We start from the raw sequence: 19452 nt of genomic DNA, 5'->3' as shown, positions 1-19452 counted from the left end.
TCGCATGCATCCCTGATCTCAGTTCGCCTTGAGGGCCATTTCAGTTTCGCCGTCGAACAGATGCATCCGCTCCTGATCGAACTCGAGCCAGATCTGTTCGTCAGGCTCGACGGCGATGGTCGGCGGCACGCTGACATTGACGATGGCGCCGGACAGGAACGCCTGCACGAAGGTGACGTCTCCGGTCGGCTCCACCGTATAGGCCTTGGCAGGGATGCTTCCAGGCATCGCGCTCTTGTGCAGCTTGATCGTCGAGTGACGTGCGCCGAGCACGACTTTCCTGGTTGTTGCCCTCTCGACCTTCCGGGTGTTGGTTGGCGAAAGCTCGAGGCGCCAGCCCTCCGCGCTGGTCAGGACGGTGTTGCCGCCCGCCGTTGATGCCTCCAGCGGAACAAGGCTCATCGCCGGGCTGCCGACGAAGCTGGCGACGAACATGTTCACCGGATGGGCAAAGACCTGCGCCGGTGAATCATATTGCTGCAGGTAGCCGCCGTTCATCACGGCCATCCTGTCGGCCATGGTGACCGCTTCGAGCTGGTCGTGCGTCACGTAGATGATCGTCGCCTTGAGGTCCTGATGGAAACGCTTGATCTCCGACCGCATCTGGACGCGCAGCTTTGCGTCGAGGTTGGAGAGGGGTTCATCCATCAGGAACACCGCCGGATCGCGAACGAGGGCACGGCCCAGCGCCACGCGCTGTTGTTGCCCGCCCGACAGCTCGCGTGGCTTGCGCTCGAGCAGCTGCGTCATGTCGAGCACGCGCGCTGCTTCCCTGACCTTCTTGTCGATCTCGTCCCTTGGCAGTTTGCGCATCTGAAGCGGGAACGCCAGGTTTTTGTAGACGGATTTCTGCGGATAGAGCGCGTAGTTCTGGAACACCATCGCGATGTCCCGGTCCTTGGGGTCGAGGTCGTTGACCACCCGGTCGCCGATGACGATGTCGCCAGATGTGATGGGGATGAGCCCCGCCACAAGGTTGAGCGTGGTTGTCTTGCCGCAGCCCGAAGGGCCGACGAGCGCAACGAATTCGCCGTCGTTGACCGTCAGCGAAACATTGTTGACAGCTTTGAAGCCGCCATAGGTCTTGACCAGATCTTTGAGGACCACATGGGCCACCGGCAACTCCCCTAGTGCTTGACTGCGCCTTCCGTAAGCGCCCGTACGAAGTATCTCTGAAGGACGAGGAACAGGATCACGACGGGCACGCTCATCATGAAGCTGGCCGCCATCAGGCCCGGAAAGTCCGTGGTATTTTCGGAGAAGAAGCGCTGGATGCCGACCGGGAGTGTCAACTGCTCGTTCTTGGAGAGAAAGGTGTAGGCGTAGATGTACTCGTTCCACGCGCCGATGAAGGAATAGATCGCGGTGGCGATGATTCCGGGCGCCGAGAGCGGCATCACGATCAGGAAAAAGGCCTGGAATCGCGTCGCCCCATCGATGCGCGCCGCCTGCTCGAGCTGCACCGGGATGTTGTCGTAAAAGCCCTTGAGGAGCCAGATTGCCAGCGGCAGGCCGAATGTGAGGTAGGTGAGGACGAGCGACCCATGCGTATTCACGAGCCCAATCGCGCGCATCAGAATGAAGAGCGGCACGAGAAAGATCACCGCTGGGAACATGTTGCGAAGCAAGACCGCGAAGAACAGAAAGTTCCGGCCCGGGAAGGTGAAGCGCGAAAACGCGTACGCCGCAGGAACTGCCACGATCACCGAAAGGATGGTCGTGGTGGTGGAGACGAAAAGGCTGTTCCAGAAGAAGCGCAGGAAGTCCCGGCCGACGCTGTTTTGCGGATCGAGCAATTTCTGGTAGCTGGCGAGGGTCGGTTGGTCCGGCCACCATTGCGGCGGGAATTGCATGGCGGCGAAGCCGGACTTGATCGAGGTGATCAGCATCCAGACCATCGGCAATGCGGTGTAAAGCAGCATGAACACAAGGAAGATGCGTCCGCCCCACCGCCAGCCGTCAATGCGCAAGCGCCGACGCGCGTGGCCTCGATGAGCAATTTCTGCAATTGCGCTCATTGGCTCCCATCTTTCTGCTCGTTACCGCTCAGCGCCCGGACGTAAAAATATCCGAGCGACATCAGGATCAGGAACAGCAGCACCGAATAGGCCGATGCCACCCCCCAGCGCTGGCGGCCGAAGGCGAGTTCGTAAATGTGGGTGATCCAGATATGCGATGCGTTCGACGGCCCGCCGCCGGTCATGATCCAGGGAATGATGAAAGAATTGAAGTTGGCCACTGCCAGCAGAAGGATTGTGACCGTCGAGACGTTTCTCAAATGCGGAAAGGTGACGTGCCAGAACCGCTGCCATGCATTGGCGCCGTCGACCTTTGCGGCGCGCAGCAACTGGTCGGGAACCGTCTGCAGGCCAGCCATCATCATGATCATTGCAAACGGAAACTCGCGCCAGATATTGACGACGATCAGGGAGGGCAGCACTGTGCTGACGCTGTCGATGAAATTCGGCGGCCGATCGGCCCATCCCAGGCCGACCAGCACCGCGCCGATTATCCCAAAGTCTGAATGGTAGATCCACTTCCAGATATAGGAGCCGGCGACCGCGCTGATGACCCAGGGAATGATCAGGATGGCCCGCAGAATGCCGCGGCCGACAAAGTCACGATGGAGCGCCAGGGCGCAGGCAAACCCCAGCACAAATGAGATAAAAGTGGACCCCACTGTCCAGATTAGAGTGTTCGAGGTGACCCTCCAGAACACCGGACTTGTGAGGATGGCGACGTAGTTGTCGAGGCCGACGAAGATCTTGTCCCGTATCTGCAGCCCAGGTGGTGTATTAAAGAACGACAGCTCGATCGTGTAGTAGATCGGGTAGGCAATGACGATGAGCATTACGGCGATCGCGGGAAGCACATACGCGTAGTCAGCGCGATGCTCCCAAATCTTTCGCAGCACGCCGGATCGATCGGGTTGCAGTCTTCGGCGAGTCTCGGCCTTGCCAGTCAAGATCGTCACTGTGCCGTGCCCTTATTTTTCGGAACAAACCGGCTGCGCTCGGGGCGCAGCCGGCTAGATCGTCAGGCTTGACTAGAGTCCGCCGTCCATCAGGTCTTTTACCTTCTTGGCTGCGTCGTCCGCTGCTTGGTCTACTGTCATGGCCCCAGTCAGAGCATTCTGCAGCATGTCGGGGACGATGATATTCATGATCTCAGGCGACTGTGGCAGCGCCGGAAACGGGATGCCGTAGGGCAGCATCGAAGTCGTGACATCAAGAAACTTGATGTTATCAAGACGTTCCTTCATCCATTTGGTCTTGAAACCGTTCAGGTTTCCCGGGTTCGAGCCGGCATAGGCCATCTTCAGCGACCATTCGGGGCTCGTCCACATGCAGATGATGGCCTTTGCCGCCGGCTCGTCTACCTTGCCGCCCTCGACATATTCGGGCTTCAGTATGTGAATGTTGGAGCCGCCAAACACGACGGCACGCTTGCCGTCGGGGCCAGTCGGAATGAGGCCGTAGCGCATATTGTCGATCACGGTCTGCGCTTTTTCCTTGTCGCTGCCTGTCGTCTTCTTCTGCAGGTCGAGCATGACGTTGTAGTCGGACGGGTGCGAGATCATCATGCCGAGCTGGCCAGCGAGGAAGAGGGGCTGGTTGTCGGCCTGCTGGTTGGTGAGCGCCGAGACCGGAACAGACTTGTCGCGAACATACATATCGTAGGAGGCTTGCAATGCCGCCTTGCTCTGCGGGCTATTGAGCTGGACCTCCTTATAGGTCGGGTTTGCGGTCGCTTCGTCGAAGACGCCGCCGCCATAGGCCCACAACTGCGGCATGAAGCGGTAGGGCGTGTTGCCGGCATTCTTGCGAGCCACGAGGCCGTAACCGGCAATGCCGAGTTTATCGTGGATCTGCTTGGAATATTTGACGACGTCATCCCAGGTCGCCGGAGCCTTGTCCGGATCGAGGCCTGCACGCTTGAAGATGTCGGCGTTCCAGATGAACGCCATCGTCTCGTTGTTGGTTGGAATGCCGTAGGTCACCCCCTCCCAAGTCACCGCCTTCATGGCGCCCGGCCAGAAGTCCTCGGTCGAATAACCGACATCCTCGGGTTTGAGCGGCTGCAAATAGCCTTTGGCGGCGAACTCGGTGCCGCCCAGGATTTGCAGGCGGACAGCCATGGGCGCCGCATTGCCAAGAAGCGCGGTCCGGAACTTGTCGAGCAGGTCGTTATAGGTGAGGGCTTGTTCCTCAAGCTGGATGTTTGGGTAGGTTTTGCGGAAGCTCTCGAAGAAGTCCTTGTAATACTGGCGCAGCAGGTCGGGGTCGCCCTCGAACACGCCCTGATACCAGAATGTCAGCCGCCCCTTGTAGTCGAGCGGGGTGACCTTACCGCAATCGGCCGCCGTGTCGAACTCCTGCGTGCCGGCGATGGAGCGCACATATTGCGGTGACCACTGGCTCAAGTCGACCGGCGCACTGAGCGCAGGCACGGACATCAACGATACCATAAAAGCAGTGGATACAGTGCCGCGTACCACGACGCCGCCGAGCGAAAGACTCGTCATAGGTATTCTCCCAGGTTTCTCCCAAGCCGCCCTCAATCGAGGCGGTCTTGCTCCCAGGTCGTGGGATTCTCCCACTTAATGTATCCCTTCGACCTTATCATACGTTTTCACGTCGAAGATTGTCTGTCAACTGAGGAAATCGTACATTGTTTTGGAGAGATTTGCATGATATCCCCAGAATATGTGTATGGATTGGGGAAAGTCTTGGCTGAAGCAAGCGAATTTAAAGCGCAGCCCCCCGAGGGGATCGACGCCACCGGGGCCTCGAGCGAGGGCGCGTCTGTTTACCAACTGATCAGGGACGACATCATCGAAGGGCGGCTCGCGGCCAACGAGCGGCTCGTCATCACCGATCTCGCCCGGCGCCACGGCACGTCAACCAACCCCGTGCGTGAGGCTCTGCAACTGTTGCGCGGCGAGGGCTTTGTCACCTTCGTTCCCAACCGCGGAGCGCGCGTCCGGCCGATCGATCAGGACTTTGTTCGGGATATCTACGAGATCGGCGTTTTGATCGAGCCCTCACTGACGCGCTGGTTCGTGAACATGGCCACCGTCGAGGACATTGCTGAACTCGAACGTATCCAGGGGCTGATTGAAGAGAACGACTTCGCCGACACGTTCAGGCATAGCGAACTGGACACGGCCTTCCACACCGTAATGTACCAAAGGCACTACAACCGCCATGCCGCCGAGCTTTGGTGGAAACATCGCGAAGTGCTTCGAGCCGTGAGCCGGCGTTTCAACTTCACGCTCGCCCGGCGTGCCGCGATCCTTAGCGAGCATCGCGAGCTCATCGCGCATGTCAAAGCCGGGAATGCTGACGAAGCTGGCGACCTCATCGCGCGCCATGTCGAGGGTTCCGGCCGGCACATCCTAGAACACATGCGTGCGCGTAATGCCGCCCGCGCAGGGTAGAACACCGGCCCTGAAATATCGTTTATCCGACACTTCAGATAAGGGCAGTTGAGATGAAAATCACTAGCGTTCGGCCGTGGCTAATCAAGTCCGGTGCTTCTTATTGGGGAGAGTTCCTGTTCGTCGAAGTGACGACCGACGAAGGGCTGAGTGGCTGGGGTGAGATCACAACCACGACAAGGCTTGCCAATCGCGCTCTCTGCACAATCCTGCGCCAGATCGGCGCCGCTTTGACAGGCGAGGACCCGGCTCGAATCGAGTATCTGTGGCACAAGATATTCCGCAGCTTCACCTATATGGGCAGTCGCGGCGCCGCAGTCGAATGCGTCAGCGCCGTTGACATAGCCCTGTGGGACATTCGAGGCAAAGTCCTTGGCAAGCCGATTTACGAGCTCTTGGGTGGGCCCATACGCGATGAAATTTCACTCTACACCCATCCCAACCAGGCCAAATTTACCAGCAGTGAGGCTGTGGTCCGCGAAATACGAGACATAGTCGATTCAGGTCACACTGCGCTCAAGTTCGATCCGTTCCCTCACCAGGGACGCGCAGCCGATGGACTGCCGCGCGAACAGCGAGACGGCTACCTCGATGGCAGCATGACCCGCAAGGACGAGCGCGAAGCTGCCGAACTCACGGCTCTGATCCGCGAAACAGCGGGTTCTGATGTCGACATCCTCATTGATGCGCATGGCCGGTTCGACGTCCCGACCGCCATTCGCCTGTGTCGCAGCCTTGAGGAAGCTGGTCAGATCGACTGGTTCGAGGAGCCCTGTCCACCGGAGAGCCTAAATGCTCTGAGACAAGTCCGCGAGAAGGTCAACGCACCGATCTCGTGGGGTGAGCGCGGCCACACCAAGTGGGATTTCGTGCCGGTGCTCGAAAACAGGCTCGCCGACTACATCATGCCCGATGTCACCTGGACCGGCGGCATTACCGAACTCAAGAAGATTTCTGCCCTCTGTGAAGCCTACTATATTCCGGTCTCGCCGCATGACGCCGCAGGCCCGATCAACGTGGTTGCGGGTGCGCAGGTGATGATGACCGTTCCCAATTTCTACAAACTCGAAACGTCGGAATGGAACCTCGGCAAATACGATCACCTCATCGACAGACCACTCGATGTTTCGAACGGCAGCCTCAAGCTGACAGCAAAGCCTGGTCTCGGCGTTGAGATGAACCGCGAATACCTTCAAGACCATGAGATAGAACTCGACTAGCCAACACCGCTCGGCCGCCCCAGCGTGCACGGTGACGGGCTCCCACCAGAACGAGGAAAAGTCATGCCAGAGGCATATTCAGCCGACGAGGCTCTCAATCGGGTGAACACGCATTCCAAACCGTCAGACCTTCGCATCACCGACATGCGGGTAGCCGAAATTACCGGAGCGCCGTTCGCCTCGGTGCTGCTCAAGATTTACACGAACCAGGGCATCGTCGGGCTGGGCGAGGTGCGCGACGGCGCCAGTGCCACCTACGCGCTGATGCTGAAGAGCCGATTGCTTGGCGAAAGTCCTTGCGACATCGACCGCCTCTTTCGCCGGATCAAGCAGTTCGGTGGCCACGGCCGGCAAGGTGGCGGCGTATCGGCGGTTGAAATCGCCTTGTGGGATCTTGCCGGAAAAGCTTATGGCGTCCCCATCTACCAGATGCTTGGCGGCCGTTTTCGGGAGAAAGTGCGCGTCTATTGCGATACCGATGCCGCTGTGGCGAGCGGTACCGCAACGGGAAGGCGCCTCAAGCAGCGCATGGAGCTCGGCTTCACCTTCCTCAAGATGGATCTGGGTCTGATGCAGATCGCTGATGTCCCAGGTGCGGTCGTCTTTCCTGCCGGTTCACTAGAAGGGTATCGAAACAGTCCCGTTCGAGGGCCGCTGAAGACCATAGAAGAGCGGCGTATCCGCAACGCTTCGTACGATCTGCATAACGTCCCGCACCCGTTCACGGGCCTGCACTTTTCGGACAAGGGCCTCGATCTGCTCGAGCAATACATCGCCGAGGTCCGTGGGGTCATCGGCATGGATGTGCCGCTGGCGATCGACCATATCGGCCATATCTCGATGCAGAACGGCATTCGCCTTGCCAGGCGCATCGAAAAATATGTGCCGGCCTGGCTCGAGGATGTGATCCCGTGGCAGTATACCGAGCAGTACCGACAACTGCAGGACTCCACCACGGTGCCGATCTGCACCGGCGAGGACATATACCTCAAGGAGGGCTTCGAGCCTTTGCTCAAGAGCGGCGGCGTCTCCGTCATCCACCCGGACCTGCTCACCAGTGGGGGCATCCTCGAGACCAAGAAGATCGGCGATATGGCGCAGGACCATGGTGTCGCCATGGCCATCCACATGGCGGAAAGCCCGATCGCCGCAATGGCCGCCGCACATGTCGCGACGGCGACCGAAAATTTCATGGCGCTCGAATACCACTCCGCCGATGTCGACTGGTGGGACGATATCGTTACCGGCCTTCCCAAGCCGCTGGTCAAGGACGGCTTCATCACTGTCCCGGACAAGCCGGGCTTGGGAATTGACGACGTCGTCGATGAGGTGATTTCGCAGCATCTGCAGCCGGGTGTCACCGGTATTTGGCAGCCGACGGATCACTGGGACGACGAATACTCCTGGGATCGCACCTGGAGCTGAGGCGAAAAGGGCCGAAGATGAAGATCACCGATCTGCGCTGCGCCGTTATCGGCAAACATCCGATCATTCGCATCGTCACGGACGAGGGCCTCTATGGCTTGGGCGAAGTCGAATTCACCAAGGCCTATCTCAAGCCCTGGGTTCTGCATTTCCGCGAGGCGCTAGTCGGCGAGGACCCGACCGACGTCGAACGAGTGATGCTGAAGATCCGCCAACGCGGCTCTTTCAAGCCGTATGGCGCGGCGGTGAGCGCGATCGAGCATGCGCTGTGGGATATTGCCGGCAAGGCCGCCGGCGTGCCGGCCTATAAACTGCTCGGCGGCAAGGTGCGGGACAAGGTGCGCGTCTACAACGGCTCGATCCGCCAGATACGCACGGGCGAGCGGCCGGAGGATTACGCCGCTGATGTCAAATGGATGATGGAGCAGCCGCAGAACTTCTTCATGATCAAGCAAGGAATCTCGTTCCACTCCAACATGAAGGATGCCGTCGAGGGTTTCCACTACGGCGTGACGCAGAAGAAGGCCGGCTATCACGGCGCCATGGATCAGGGCGTGATCAGCGAGCGCGGTTTCAATCACATGCTCGACTGCGTGGCCGCGATGAAGGAAGTGCTGGGCGACAAGGTCGGCCTGGCGCTCGACTGCGGCCCGGGCTGGATGCTGCCGGATGCGATCAGGTTCGCCCGCGCGGTGGAAAAGTACAATCTGATGTGGCTCGAGGACATGCTGACGGGCGATTACGTGCCCTGGGTCAATCCGCAGGCCTATCGGGAACTGACAACCTCCACCTCGACGCCAATCCACACGGGTGAGCAGATCTATCTACGGCACAATTTCAAGGAACTGATCGAGACGCAGGCGGTCCGCGTCATCGGCCCCGATCCGGCCGATGTTGGCGGCATCGCGGAGCTTAAATGGATCGCCGAGCACGCCTACATGCACTCGATCCTGATGGCGCCGCATGGCGTCGCTAACGGCGTGCTGGGCCTCGGCGCCTTGATCAATGTCTGCGCCACCTTGCCGGCAAATTACATCGCCTTCGAATATCCGACCGCCTCCGACCCCTGGTGGGAGGATCTCATAATCGGCTTGCCGCCGCAGATCGTGAAGGACAGCATGGTGGACCTGCTGGAGGCGCCGGGGCTGGGCCTCGACATCGACGCGGAAGGGGCAAGGAAGTATCTCAGGGAAGAGGATGCGGGCTTTTTCGACTGACCTCCGTCCATCCGCCGTGCCTAAGTTGTCGGGCGCCAGGAAACGGGGGCTTGTTGAAGTGAGTGGAGGCAGCGTGCGACACAAACGTCGTCCATTTGTAACGTGACGTTGATGCGGACGTGGGCACAACCTCTGTCAAGGATTTCGACCGCATGTTGCGACAATGTTCGAGCAGGCGTCGTCGGCGCTAGGCAGCAACGATTGGGTCGCGAGCCCTTAAATCCCGGACCCGTCAAGCTGCTCGTCGTCATCGCCTTCCCAGGGCGACGGCATCGAGGTGCGATTGGCTGAGGGCATCGGCATCCAACACTTCAATTCCGGCTCGGCATATTCGATGATGTGCCCGGGCGAGGAATCCGAGGCGCGCCAGCCTTCTCCCGCGAATTGATCGCCATGCGACCAATAGGCGAGATCAACTTCCGCCGGCCCCTGTTCGGACGCCCTGATCGTCACCAGGATCCGGCTGCCGTCTCTCGGTGCACTTGCCATCTGGCGCCAGCGATCTGGGTCATCCATCGTGTTTCCTCCTGCCTTGCTGCTGGGGACAAGTGTTGCTTCGTCATCGAGAGCGGTCAACCCAAACTTTTGGGGAGCCACGGTCACGCGGAGAAACTAAAACGTCGTGAAACCGAACACCTCTGGCGCCTTGCAGCGGTTCAGGGCATCCTATGATGGCTGAAAAGTGTGTTTATGGCAGTTGGAGGAATGCCGATGCGTTGCTTTACCGTGCTTGGACCCTCGCAGACCGGAAAATCGACAGTCGTGGAAAAGCTCGGCTCGCTGGAGGGGACGCCGAGAAAATCCAGCTCCCCTTATGGATTGAACCTCACAGAATTCACCTTCGGAAACGAGGCGTGGTGTGCCCTGGATGCGCCAGGGCCCAACGAAGCGTTGGCGCATGCGCAGCACGCGCTTCTTGCCAGCGACGCCTGCATATTGTGCGTTTCACCGGCCCCCGAGGAGGCTGTGCTCGCCGCGCCCTATCTCAGGATCATCGAAGCCTCGGGGACGCCTTGCATCCTCTTCGTCAACCGGATGGACGAACCGCGAGGGCGGTTGAGGGACGTGATCGCCGCGCTTCAAGACTACGCCAGCCACACCCTTTTGCTTCGCCAGATCCCGATCCGCGAGGGGGACAGGATCATCGGCAGTTGCGATCTGATTTCGGAACGGGCGTGGCGCTACCGGGAAGGCCAGCCTTCGGCGCTGATCGCAATTCCCGAAAGCACTGCCGAACGCGAGCACGAAGCGCGCACCGAGCTCCTGGAACACCTGTCCGAATTCGATGACTGGCTTCTCGAGGAACTGATCGAGGACCGCGAGCCATCCAGCGACGCGCTCTATGCCATTTCCTCGCGGGTTCTCAGGGAAAACAGAATTATCCCGGTCCTGATCGGTGCTGCAAGTCACGGCAACGGCATGATGAGGCTGATGAAGGCGCTGCGCCACGAGGCGCCGCCGGTCGGGATTCTCAGGCAGCGTCTCGCGCAGGCGGGCACCGTCGATGAAGGCAAGCTGGCGGCCGTGAGCTTCCATGCCTATCATCGCCAGAATGTCGGCAAGACGGTGCTCGTGCGCGCCCTTGGCGAGGGACTGCGGCAAGGCGCATCACTCGGCGGCTCCAGTCTCGGCGCCGTCCAAAGTCTCGCAAACGGGCGGTCCAATTCGCCGGTTCTGCCGGCACCGGGGGATGTCTTCGCGACGGTCAAGTCCGACCACCTGCCCGTCCCTTCGCTGTTGACCTCCGGCGCGGTTGTCGCCCCGCCCGAGTGGACGGAACCACCGACGCCGATGCTTGAAAGGATCCTGGTTCCGGCCAGCGAGCGTGATGAAAACAAACTTTCCGAAACACTGGCGAAACTGTCCGAGACGGATCGCGGCCTGAAAGTCTTGCAGGAGGAAGGCACGGGCGCTCAGCTCGTCCGCGCCCAGGGGCCGGTGCATCTGCGTGATCTCTGCCGAACGCTGGCGGAAGTCTTTCACATCTCCGTGACCGACCGAACGCCCAGCCCAACCTACCGCGAGACGATCGCCAAACCATCGGAGGTTCATTACCGCCATCGCAAACAGACCGGCGGTGCCGGGCAATTCGCGGATGTGAAGTTGAGCATTCATCCCAACGAGCGCGGCCAGGGCTTTACCTTCGGCGAAACTGTCAAGGGCGGCGCCGTTCCGCGCAATTACTTCCCCGCCGTCGAAGCGGGTGCGCGCGAAGCGATGGAGAAAGGCCCGCTGGGCTTCGAAGTCATCGATGTCGGCGTAACGCTGCTGGATGGTCAGCACCATACTGTCGACAGTTCGGAACACGCCTTCCGGACTGCGTCGAAAATGGGGGTGCGACAGGCGTTTTCCGAAGGATCGACCGTCTTGATGCAGCCGATATTCCGCACGGAGTTCCACATCCCGTCGGCCTATTCCGGCAGCCTTGTCCAGATCGTCGCCGCTCTCAACGGCCAGGTTCTCGGCTTCGACCGTGATGAAGCCGCCAAGGGATGGGACATCTTCCGGGCGCTCGTTCCGGGCGGCGCACTTGAAGATCTGGCGCGGTCGCTGCGCTCGGCGACGCAGGGCATTGGTTATTTTTCCAAGACCTTCGATCACTTCGAGGAGCTATACGGCAAGGAAGCGGACGCCATTGTGAAGGCAAGGGAGAAATCGGGCACCGCACACTGAAACGCTCGCGCCACTTCATGCTCGTTCAAAGAGCCGGGCTCACGCCCGCCCTTACGCGGCCATCGCTTTGATACAGCATTTAGCTTCGCGCATTGTCGGGCGTGTGAAGGGAAGCCCCCGCCTTTTCGGCCGCTGCCCGCAGACGCTTGTCTCTCGTCCATAAGGCCGCTCGCCGATCGAGTAGAACTGAAGCCATCAAATGGGCATCGGTGTAGCCGATGCCCATGCTGAAAATGGCGTGGCGATCGATCATCATCATGACTTCGTCGTGCGTCGCGACGAACGCTTGGCGCTGGGCCGCCAGGAAAGCTATCACGTTACTGCGATCCCGAAGGCTGCCAAGTGCGAGCTCTCCGATCACGGCTGGGTGGCATAAGAGACCATCGTCTTCGATAATCCTGCGCAGCTCTGAATCGGCATGCCGGAAATGATCGATCCAGATGGAAGTGTCGGCAAGTATCACTTGGCGGCTGCGCTCCGGCGGCGTGGGGCTGCCTCCGCATCCGGCATAGTTCCGCCCAGCGCGATGAGGCGTTTTCCCGACTCCACACGAACAAGCGTCTCCAACGCCTGGCGGACCAGACTGGCGGTTTCTTTCGTGCCGGTTAGGGACCTGGCCCTTTCCAGGAGGGTGTCGTCGAGATTGATGGTTGATCGCATGGTCGGGCTCCCGATTCTGGTGTTGAAAATAGCACCATTTGGTGATGAAATCTACGCTCGGCATTCACGTCTGAGACGTCCGCGGCTTGGCCCAATCAACCGCGCTTTGCGATCATTCATCCAGAATTGCATAGAGCGGGCGAGAACGAATGCTTCGGGCCGCCCGGAACACACGGCAATCGGTTCCAATATGCTGCATTGCCGCCGTCCATCATTCCGAACAGTTTCGCGGCTTCCGAAACCATTCATTGCCACCTGCTTGCCAAAGAACCATAATTGCGCCACCTAAATCGCCCATCGACAAAGCACGCATAAGAATTGGATCCACGCTGCATGCGCATAGCCTACGTTTTTCTTGGTGCATTTCTTGCAATTGCGCCGTCCGCATATGCTGAAGTTGCACCGCCGCCTGTCTTGAAGCCGCTGGACCGGCAGGCGGATGCGGCTTTGTTGAGCGCGCAGTTTCTGTCGCGCTACAGCTACAAGCCGGTGGCGCTCGATGATGCCTTGTCGGCGCGGGTGATGGACGGGTTCATCAAGTCGCTGGATCCGGATCGCATGCTTTTCCTGCAGGCCGATATCGACAAGTTCATGGCGGACCGCAGCGCGATCGACGACGCGATCGAGCGGAAGGATCTGAAGATCCCGTTTGCGATCTTCAATGCTTATGAACAGCGCGTTGCCGACCGCATGAGCTATGCGCGCAGCCTGCTCAAGCAGGGTTTCGATTTCAGCGTGAAGGAAGATTATGCGGTGCTGCGCGAAAAAGCGCCCTGGCCGCAGTCGGAAGCCGAGAGCAACGAGCTTTGGCGCAAGCGCGTCAAGAGCGACTGGCTGCGGCTGAAGCTCGGCGGCAAGACCGATGCGGCCATTCGCGAAACGCTCGACAAGCGTTATGAAAACACGCTCGAGCGCGCTTACAAGTTCAAGAGCGACGATGTCTTTCAGTCGTTCATGGATGCCTATTCGAACGCGGTCGATCCGCACACGGATTATTTCGGCGCGGCCGCTTCGGCCGATTTCAATGTCTCGATGAAGCTGTCGCTGTTCGGCATCGGCGCGGTGCTGCAGGAGCGCGACGATTACACGACGATCCGTGAGCTCGTGCCCGGCGGGCCGGCGCAGCTCTCCGGCAAGCTTGCCGTCGGCGACCGCATCACCGGCGTCGGCCAGGGCAAGGACGGGCCGATCAAGGAAGTGGTGGGCACGCGCCTCGATGAAGTCGTGCAGATGATCCGCGGCAAGAAGGGCTCCGTCGTGCGCCTGGATATACTGCCGGCCGATGCCGGCGCCGATGCCACGCATCGCGTCGTCAGCCTGGTGCGCGACAAGATCAGCCTCGACAAGCAGGCGGCCAAGAAGACGGTACTCTCGGTCAAGGCGGGCGACGCCACCCGCAAGATCGGTATCATCACCCTGCCGGTTTTCTATGAGGATTTCGAAGCCAAGAACAAGGGCGATAAGGATTACAAGAGCGCCAGCCGCGACGTTGCCAAGCTGCTCGATGAACTGAGCCAGGAGAATGTCGACGGCGTTCTCATCGATCTGCGCAACAATGGCGGCGGCTCGCTCGACGAGGCGATCGATCTCACCGGCCTCTTCATCGGCAAGGGGCCGGTCGTTCAGCAGCGCGCGAGCAACGGCAAGATCGCGGTGAAGAGCGCCGATCTTGCAGCGCCCGCCTGGACCGGCCCGATGGGCGTCTTGATCAATCGCGGTTCGGCCTCGGCATCGGAGATTTTTGCCGCGGCGATCCAGGATTACGGGCGCGGCGCCATCATCGGCGAAGGCAGCTTCGGCAAGGGCACGGTGCAGACGGTCGTCGATCTCGATGAGGTGGTTCACAACAGCAAACCGGAGCTCGGCGAGCTGAAGGTGACGATTTCGCAGTTCTTCCGGGTCAATGGCGGTACGACGCAGCTGCGCGGCGTCACCCCGGATATCAGCCTGCCAGGCTTGTCCGACCCGACGAGCTTCGGCGAGACGAGTTATGACAATGCCCTGCCTTGGGCAGAGATCAAGCCGGCGAAATATACGCCGGAAGGCGACGTCACGGCCTTGCTGCCGGCCCTGCAAAGCCGTCATGACGCGCGGGTCAAGAGCGATCCGGATTTCCAGCGTCTGATCGAAGACATTGCCGAGCTGAAGGCGCAGCGCGAAAAAGGCGTCGTGTCGCTGAATGAAGCCGAACGCCGCAAGGAAGCGGCGGCCCGCGAGAAGCGGTTCAAGGACCGGGCCGAGGCGAGCGACGGCGAGGATCCGACCGGGGATGACGGCCTGCAGTCGGACGAGCGCAGCCTGAGCGCCGATATCGCCATGGAAAACGCCCGCAAGAAGGCCAAGGACGTCCTGCTCGACGAGGCGGCCGCCATCGTTGCCGACCAGGCGGATTTGCAGCAGGGCGGCGTCAAGGCAGCGACGACACAAACGGGAAAGCCTGACGGGAAATAGGCATAGCGACTGGGCAGGAAATAGCAGACCAACCGCGTAACGACGCCATCTCTACAGCGCTTGTAGAGGTGAGCATCGTTACGCTATGTGTCTGCTTCAGACAAGAGTTTCCCATGCCCTCCTCGCCCAGGAACAAAAGTCCGGAAGTGCTGCTCGAGCGAACCATATTCAAGGTCAGCCCCGAGATCTATGCCGAATACCTTGCCCGCCTCGACGTGCCAGCACAGCCCAATGACCGCCTGAAACGGACCATGTCGACCAAAGCGCCGTGGGGTGAGCCTACACCGCCGGGCTGAAATCCGCCGCCAGCACCGCGACGTCCCTTCTGACGTTCGAAATCGCTAATGAAAAATCTGGTCAAAGAAACATGACCGCTTCCTCCGTGTCGACACCTTCGAGACCATTGCCGGTATTCCACCTAATCCTGCTCTGCGGCTGGTGCTCCTTGATGGCAGGGATTTTTCTATGGTCAGTCCACCCGACCGCCTACTACAGTTGGGACCTCACGGCTGTCCTTATATGTCTGTTGTGGTTTTCGGGTCCGCTTATGGCTTTTGCCATTTCGGCCGGTGCACTTATTCTGGATCAACCGGCTTCTCGCTTAATGAGGCGAGCCGTCGCTGTGCACTTCGGGATGAGTCTGGTTGTTGCTCCAATGGTATGGGTGACGGATCAGTTTAGTCCCGCCATCTGGTTGTTTGTATTGCTGGCTGGCCTAGTCGATCTGCCGATCCTTGCGCTCGCGCTAGGCAGGATCGATAGCCCGAGGGCGGTCAAACTGCTTCACATGGTGGTGGTGTCGTCAGTTGCTGGACCTATTGCAGGCCTATTTCTTTGGTCTGCCCTCAACATCACGATTGTGGAGTGGCGTGCACTCGCGGTCGCCGGTTCACATCCCTATTGCGTGCAGGTGCCCAAGGATTATCTCGGGCGGTACAAGGCAGTAAGCCGGTGGGCTGACTTGGCGGGTTTGAGGATGCACACACCGTTTACGAACGGCGGTGGTTCCACCAACTACCAGTTCGCGTTTCATGCAGTGCTCGTGGTCAGGAAGGGTGGTTGGGACCAGTTCTACAACTGGTCCTACTTCGCCCAGAGCTTCGTCCCCGTTTCCGAGCGTGCGATAAACGGACTCGCTCTTAGCGCTGATTGTGAGCCAATCGTTGCTTTTTTCGACGAGCTTAACCGTTAGTGGTTGAGGTGAAGCCGGCGGCGGCGCGGTGTTTGTTGACGTTTCCGTAATCACGGGAGGCGCCTTTGCTTGCCGCAGCCGGCCCTTTCCTCATAGGATTTCTGCGCCATGTCATGCCAGGACAACCAGACAGGGTACGGGATGGACGCACACGTCGAACAGCTTCTCAATCTTTCTGCACAGACCGAAACGCTGATTGCGGTTTATGATGGGGATGACCGGCTGCAATATGCCAACAGCGCCTTTCGTTCGGCCTATTTCATCGAGCCCGATGAGACGCCGCTCTGGCCGGATCTCATGCGGCGCAATTTCGAGCTCGGCCGCGGCACCGTCCTGCGGACCGATGATTTCGAGGCGTGGCTGCGCTCGACCCAGTCGCGTCGCGGCAAGATCGGCTATCGCGCCTTCGAGACCGATCTGTGCGACGGCCGCTGGCTGTGGATGACCGAGGCGGTGCAGCAGAATGGTTGGATGTTGTGCATTGCCAGCGACATCACCCGGTTGAGAGCGCAGGGCAGAACGGTCCGCCAGGATCGCGATCAGGCGATCAAGGCGTCCTATACAGACGAACTCACTGGCGTCGCCAACCGCCGCTTCGTCATGGCCCGCGTCGACGACATGCTGGCCGCCGCCCGGACTGGCGGCAGCGGCTGCCTTGCCGTCTTCGACATCGACAAGTTCAAGCAGATCAACGATCGGTTCGGCCACCACGCCGGCGATCTGGTGCTGCGTGATTTCGCCCATCGCATTCATCAGAATGTGCGCCGCAACGATTGTTTCGGCCGGGTCGGCGGCGAGGAATTCCTGCTCGTCATGCCGTCGACGAGCCCGGAAGACGCCCTAGCCATGGTCGAGCGCATGCTGACGGTGATCCGCTTTTCCCGGCCGCTCGCCGACTCGCCCGACTTCAGCTACACCTGCTCCGCCGGCATCGCCGCCAGTCTGCCGTCCGACAGCGCCTCGGAGCTTTACCGGCGCGCCGACCAGGCGCTCTATGACGCCAAGATGAGCGGCCGCGACAGGGTACGCGCGGCGTAGTCTAGGGATACAAGGCCGCGTAGAATTGCTATGGACCAATCCGCTGTTTTATGGCCTCGATCTCTTCGGTAAGCTTGCCGATATCGCTTTGCGATACGGCGGCTGGCTTAGGGAAGGTGATTGTTCCGGTCGCATCGAGCTCAGCTGGAATTTTGTAGCTGGTAGGTATAGAAGTGGCACCTGCCGCCGCTTCATCGATTATCACCTCACCTACGTTGTTTTTCTGTCCGATCAACACTTGGAAAGTGGCCGACTTTTTTACTGCGACGTATTTTAGTTCTGTATCCGTCAGAATATCCATGCAGATGCTATCGCTAAGCCAGTCTTTCACTGTGATCGATGCGTAGTCTTTAGCAAAGTAAATACTCACTTTATATGGCATAGTTACGCTCCCCTTGCTGTAGAACCAATCTACTCGTTTGTGAGGCGACCATTGCGATGCGCCATCCTCAAGGTGATGGCGTAGGAACTAGGAGATCTCTTACCGGGCAACTGCGATTCCAGGATGAGGGTCCTTGCGTTGCCAAAGGACGTTGAGATTTCGAGGATTTGTTCAGATGCGGTGATCCGCCACATTTTGTAACCCAGCTTACGCAACTCGTCGTCAAAGCAGCAGCCCACTGCCTTCTCCGCAATCGGACCTGTAATAATAAAAATGCGGACTGAATCCAGCCTGTAGCAGTGGCCCTCGAAGGCGTAGCCATAAGCAAGCACTGTGTAGCCGGCTACTATTCCCGCATCCAGTTTTACTTGTAGTTCTGCATTATTGACAAGCCCAACATCCAGATGGGCGACGCCCTTGGCGTCATTCAAGTCTATGCCGTAGAGTATGATCTCATCCGCGATATAGCGGGGTCCAGGCGGTGCTGGAACGCTGTCGTCTATCATCGATGCCTCCCGTCTTTGGTTAGAGAATGCCGCGCCACCTCATGCAATCGTCAAGCTGGTCGAGATAGGAGATCCCGCGCCCGCGGGTGGCCGCCTCGAGGAAGGCCAGGGCCGCCGCTTCGAAGGTCAGGCTGTCGGGATCGAGGTATTTCCAGGAGCGAATGAGCGCTTCGCCGATGATGTCGCGCGCTTCCTGCAGCGCGGCTTTCGCGGCGAAATGCACCAGCTCGTAGGATGCTGGCGATACGTGAAGTGCTTCTTCCATCAGCGCCGGCGCCATTTGCTGGCGCAGATCGCTGAAGTGCCTCGGATCGATGTCGGATACGCCGCGTTCGAACAGCAGCGTCTGGTAGACTTCGACGAGGCTGTCGAAGAGCCCGGCTGCGAAGGGTTTCGACTGGTCGTGCACTTCCTGGCTGACATCGCCGACGCGAAGCGAATTGTTGAGCAATCTCAGCTGCTTCTCGTCGCTGAGCTCGGCAAATTTGTCGAGTTCGTTGTGCAGCAGCAGATTGCCGCCGGTGCGGCGCAGCAGCCGGTCGAGCGCCGTGTCGAAGCTCAGCAACCCGAGCAGCGAGATGAAATCGGCGATGGCTTCGTGGTAGGCAAAGAAATCGCTGCCTGCGCCGTCGCCTTCGAGGATGCCGAGTTCGCTGAGCAGAATGAGATGGCCCATTTCATGGGCGACCGCATCGAAATTCAGCGCGAAACAGGATGCCCGGCCGTGCTCCTCGCTTTCGCCGAGCTCGAGAAAGCCGAAGCCGGACTGGGCGTTTTGCCAATGCGGGATGCGGGGGACGATTTCCAGCCGTTCCAGCGTCGGCTGGAAGAACCAGACGATCGAGCGGCCGAGATAGCCCTCGCAGATGTCGAGAACGCGGCGGGTGCAGGCATAGCTGTGGGTCGAAAGGAAGGCCGGTGAGCCCGGCCCGATGTGATCGAAATGCCCGTCGGGGCCGGGCTCGGCCGGCGGCTGCAGCAGGCCGGGATAGGGCGGGATATAAGGCGCGACATAGGGCGATTTCGCCTCGACCGGATTTGCCACATAGATGCGGCTGTCGGACGGCCCCGCCAGGATCGGACCTGCCGAAGGCCCGATCCACACCACTTCGGGCTTTTCGTAACCGGGAATGAAGGATGGCTGGGGAAAGACGAGGAAACGTGTTCCAAGCGGCCGCTCTGCAGCTGCCCCGTTACCTGCGCCCTCGTTATGCGTGATGGCATCCAATGCTGCCCCCACCGCTCGTT

The 19452-nt window shown here is 59.8% G+C and carries 18 protein-coding genes and 1 pseudogene; 9 read left to right on the top strand and 10 right to left on the bottom strand.

Annotated elements, in window-relative coordinates; genetic code table 11:
* Nucleotides 1-18: 18 nt before the first annotated feature.
* The 4 genes from EFD56_RS08820 to EFD56_RS08805 form a co-directional block, all read right to left on the bottom strand.
* The gene (locus tag EFD56_RS08820) at nucleotides 19-1116 is read right to left on the bottom strand and encodes an ABC transporter ATP-binding protein (protein ID WP_126905086.1); all 1098 of its coding nucleotides are present in this window, start codon (nucleotides 1114-1116) and stop codon (nucleotides 19-21) included.
* An 11-nt stretch (nucleotides 1117-1127) separates the two neighbouring features.
* Nucleotides 1128-2018: a carbohydrate ABC transporter permease gene (locus EFD56_RS08815; protein ID WP_029531942.1), complete on the bottom strand. Its 891-nt coding sequence runs from the start codon at nucleotides 2016-2018 to the stop codon at nucleotides 1128-1130.
* Nucleotides 2015-2974, bottom strand: a complete 960-nt coding sequence (locus EFD56_RS08810; protein WP_037113302.1) for a carbohydrate ABC transporter permease — start codon at nucleotides 2972-2974, stop codon at nucleotides 2015-2017. Before EFD56_RS08810 ends, EFD56_RS08815 begins: the two co-directional genes overlap by 4 nt.
* Nucleotides 2975-3046: 72 nt before the next feature.
* A complete protein-coding gene (locus EFD56_RS08805; RefSeq protein WP_126905085.1) occupies nucleotides 3047-4525 on the bottom strand; it encodes an ABC transporter substrate-binding protein in 1479 nt (492 codons plus the stop codon).
* Between the two features lie 204 nt (nucleotides 4526-4729).
* Here EFD56_RS08805 and EFD56_RS08800 point away from each other — a divergent pair, with 204 nt between their 5' ends.
* The 4 genes from EFD56_RS08800 to EFD56_RS08785 all read left to right on the top strand — a co-directional run bounded on the left by EFD56_RS08800 (nucleotide 4730) and on the right by EFD56_RS08785 (nucleotide 9302).
* Nucleotides 4730-5440 carry a GntR family transcriptional regulator gene (locus EFD56_RS08800; protein ID WP_064819817.1) on the top strand — a complete coding sequence of 237 codons (711 nt, stop codon included), beginning with the start codon at nucleotides 4730-4732 and terminating at the stop codon, nucleotides 5438-5440.
* A 53-nt stretch (nucleotides 5441-5493) separates the two neighbouring features.
* Nucleotides 5494-6660 carry a mandelate racemase/muconate lactonizing enzyme family protein gene (locus EFD56_RS08795; protein WP_085744014.1) on the top strand — a complete coding sequence of 389 codons (1167 nt, stop codon included), beginning with the start codon at nucleotides 5494-5496 and terminating at the stop codon, nucleotides 6658-6660.
* Between the two features lie 63 nt (nucleotides 6661-6723).
* Nucleotides 6724-8085: a mandelate racemase/muconate lactonizing enzyme family protein gene (locus tag EFD56_RS08790; RefSeq protein WP_016736579.1), complete on the top strand. Its 1362-nt coding sequence runs from the start codon at nucleotides 6724-6726 to the stop codon at nucleotides 8083-8085.
* A 17-nt stretch (nucleotides 8086-8102) separates the two neighbouring features.
* Nucleotides 8103-9302 carry a mandelate racemase/muconate lactonizing enzyme family protein gene (locus tag EFD56_RS08785; RefSeq protein ID WP_085744015.1) on the top strand — a complete coding sequence of 400 codons (1200 nt, stop codon included), beginning with the start codon at nucleotides 8103-8105 and terminating at the stop codon, nucleotides 9300-9302.
* Nucleotides 9303-9518: 216 nt separating this feature from the next.
* Here EFD56_RS08785 and EFD56_RS08780 read toward each other — a convergent pair whose 3' ends face one another.
* Nucleotides 9519-9818: a hypothetical protein gene (locus EFD56_RS08780; protein ID WP_010001186.1), complete on the bottom strand. Its 300-nt coding sequence runs from the start codon at nucleotides 9816-9818 to the stop codon at nucleotides 9519-9521.
* A gap of 195 nt (nucleotides 9819-10013) precedes the next feature.
* On the opposite strand from EFD56_RS08780, the gene EFD56_RS08775 reads away from it, so the two are divergent.
* On the top strand, nucleotides 10014-11975 hold the full coding sequence (locus EFD56_RS08775; RefSeq protein ID WP_126905084.1) for an elongation factor G: 1962 nt from the start codon (nucleotides 10014-10016) through the stop codon (nucleotides 11973-11975).
* A gap of 79 nt (nucleotides 11976-12054) precedes the next feature.
* On the opposite strand, the gene EFD56_RS08770 is transcribed toward EFD56_RS08775, so the two are convergent.
* A complete protein-coding gene (locus EFD56_RS08770; RefSeq protein ID WP_126905083.1) occupies nucleotides 12055-12438 on the bottom strand; it encodes a type II toxin-antitoxin system VapC family toxin in 384 nt (127 codons plus the stop codon).
* On the bottom strand, nucleotides 12435-12635 hold the full coding sequence (locus EFD56_RS08765) for a type II toxin-antitoxin system VapB family antitoxin (RefSeq protein WP_126905082.1): 201 nt from the start codon (nucleotides 12633-12635) through the stop codon (nucleotides 12435-12437). Before EFD56_RS08765 ends, EFD56_RS08770 begins: the two co-directional genes overlap by 4 nt.
* A gap of 333 nt (nucleotides 12636-12968) precedes the next feature.
* Between EFD56_RS08765 and EFD56_RS08760 the strand changes: the two genes are divergently transcribed.
* The 4 genes and pseudogenes from EFD56_RS08760 (at nucleotide 12969) to EFD56_RS08745 (ending at nucleotide 17316) form a co-directional block, all read left to right on the top strand.
* Nucleotides 12969-15086, top strand: coding sequence for a carboxy terminal-processing peptidase (locus EFD56_RS08760; protein ID WP_126905081.1), 2118 nt, complete (start codon nucleotides 12969-12971; stop codon nucleotides 15084-15086).
* A gap of 137 nt (nucleotides 15087-15223) precedes the next feature.
* Nucleotides 15224-15382 (top strand): annotated as a pseudogene (locus EFD56_RS08755) (type II toxin-antitoxin system TacA family antitoxin); the annotation flags it as partial.
* A 251-nt stretch (nucleotides 15383-15633) separates the two neighbouring features.
* Nucleotides 15634-16278, top strand: coding sequence for a hypothetical protein (locus tag EFD56_RS08750; RefSeq protein ID WP_126905080.1), 645 nt, complete (start codon nucleotides 15634-15636; stop codon nucleotides 16276-16278).
* A 141-nt stretch (nucleotides 16279-16419) separates the two neighbouring features.
* Nucleotides 16420-17316 (top strand): GGDEF domain-containing protein, encoded by an 897-nt coding sequence (locus EFD56_RS08745; RefSeq protein WP_016736587.1) that lies wholly within the window; start codon nucleotides 16420-16422, stop codon nucleotides 17314-17316.
* A gap of 28 nt (nucleotides 17317-17344) precedes the next feature.
* Here the strand turns inward: EFD56_RS08745 and EFD56_RS08740 are convergent, their stop codons facing one another.
* The 3 genes from EFD56_RS08740 to EFD56_RS08730 are packed head-to-tail and all read right to left on the bottom strand — an operon-like array spanning nucleotide 17345 to nucleotide 19444.
* Complete coding sequence (locus tag EFD56_RS08740) at nucleotides 17345-17698, bottom strand: hypothetical protein (RefSeq protein ID WP_126905079.1); 354 nt, start codon at nucleotides 17696-17698, stop codon at nucleotides 17345-17347.
* A 29-nt stretch (nucleotides 17699-17727) separates the two neighbouring features.
* A complete protein-coding gene (locus EFD56_RS08735) occupies nucleotides 17728-18204 on the bottom strand; it encodes a hypothetical protein (protein ID WP_064826183.1) in 477 nt (158 codons plus the stop codon).
* 19 nt (nucleotides 18205-18223) lie between these two features.
* Entirely contained in the window at nucleotides 18224-19444 is a 1221-nt protein-coding gene (locus EFD56_RS08730) for a gluzincin family metallopeptidase (RefSeq protein WP_126905078.1), read from the bottom strand.
* Nucleotides 19445-19452 lie beyond the last annotated feature (8 nt).

This window comes from Rhizobium phaseoli (assembly GCF_003985125.1).
GTDB classification, from domain to species: domain Bacteria; phylum Pseudomonadota; class Alphaproteobacteria; order Rhizobiales; family Rhizobiaceae; genus Rhizobium; species Rhizobium phaseoli.
This window is presented reverse-complemented; position numbering and strand designations above follow the sequence as displayed.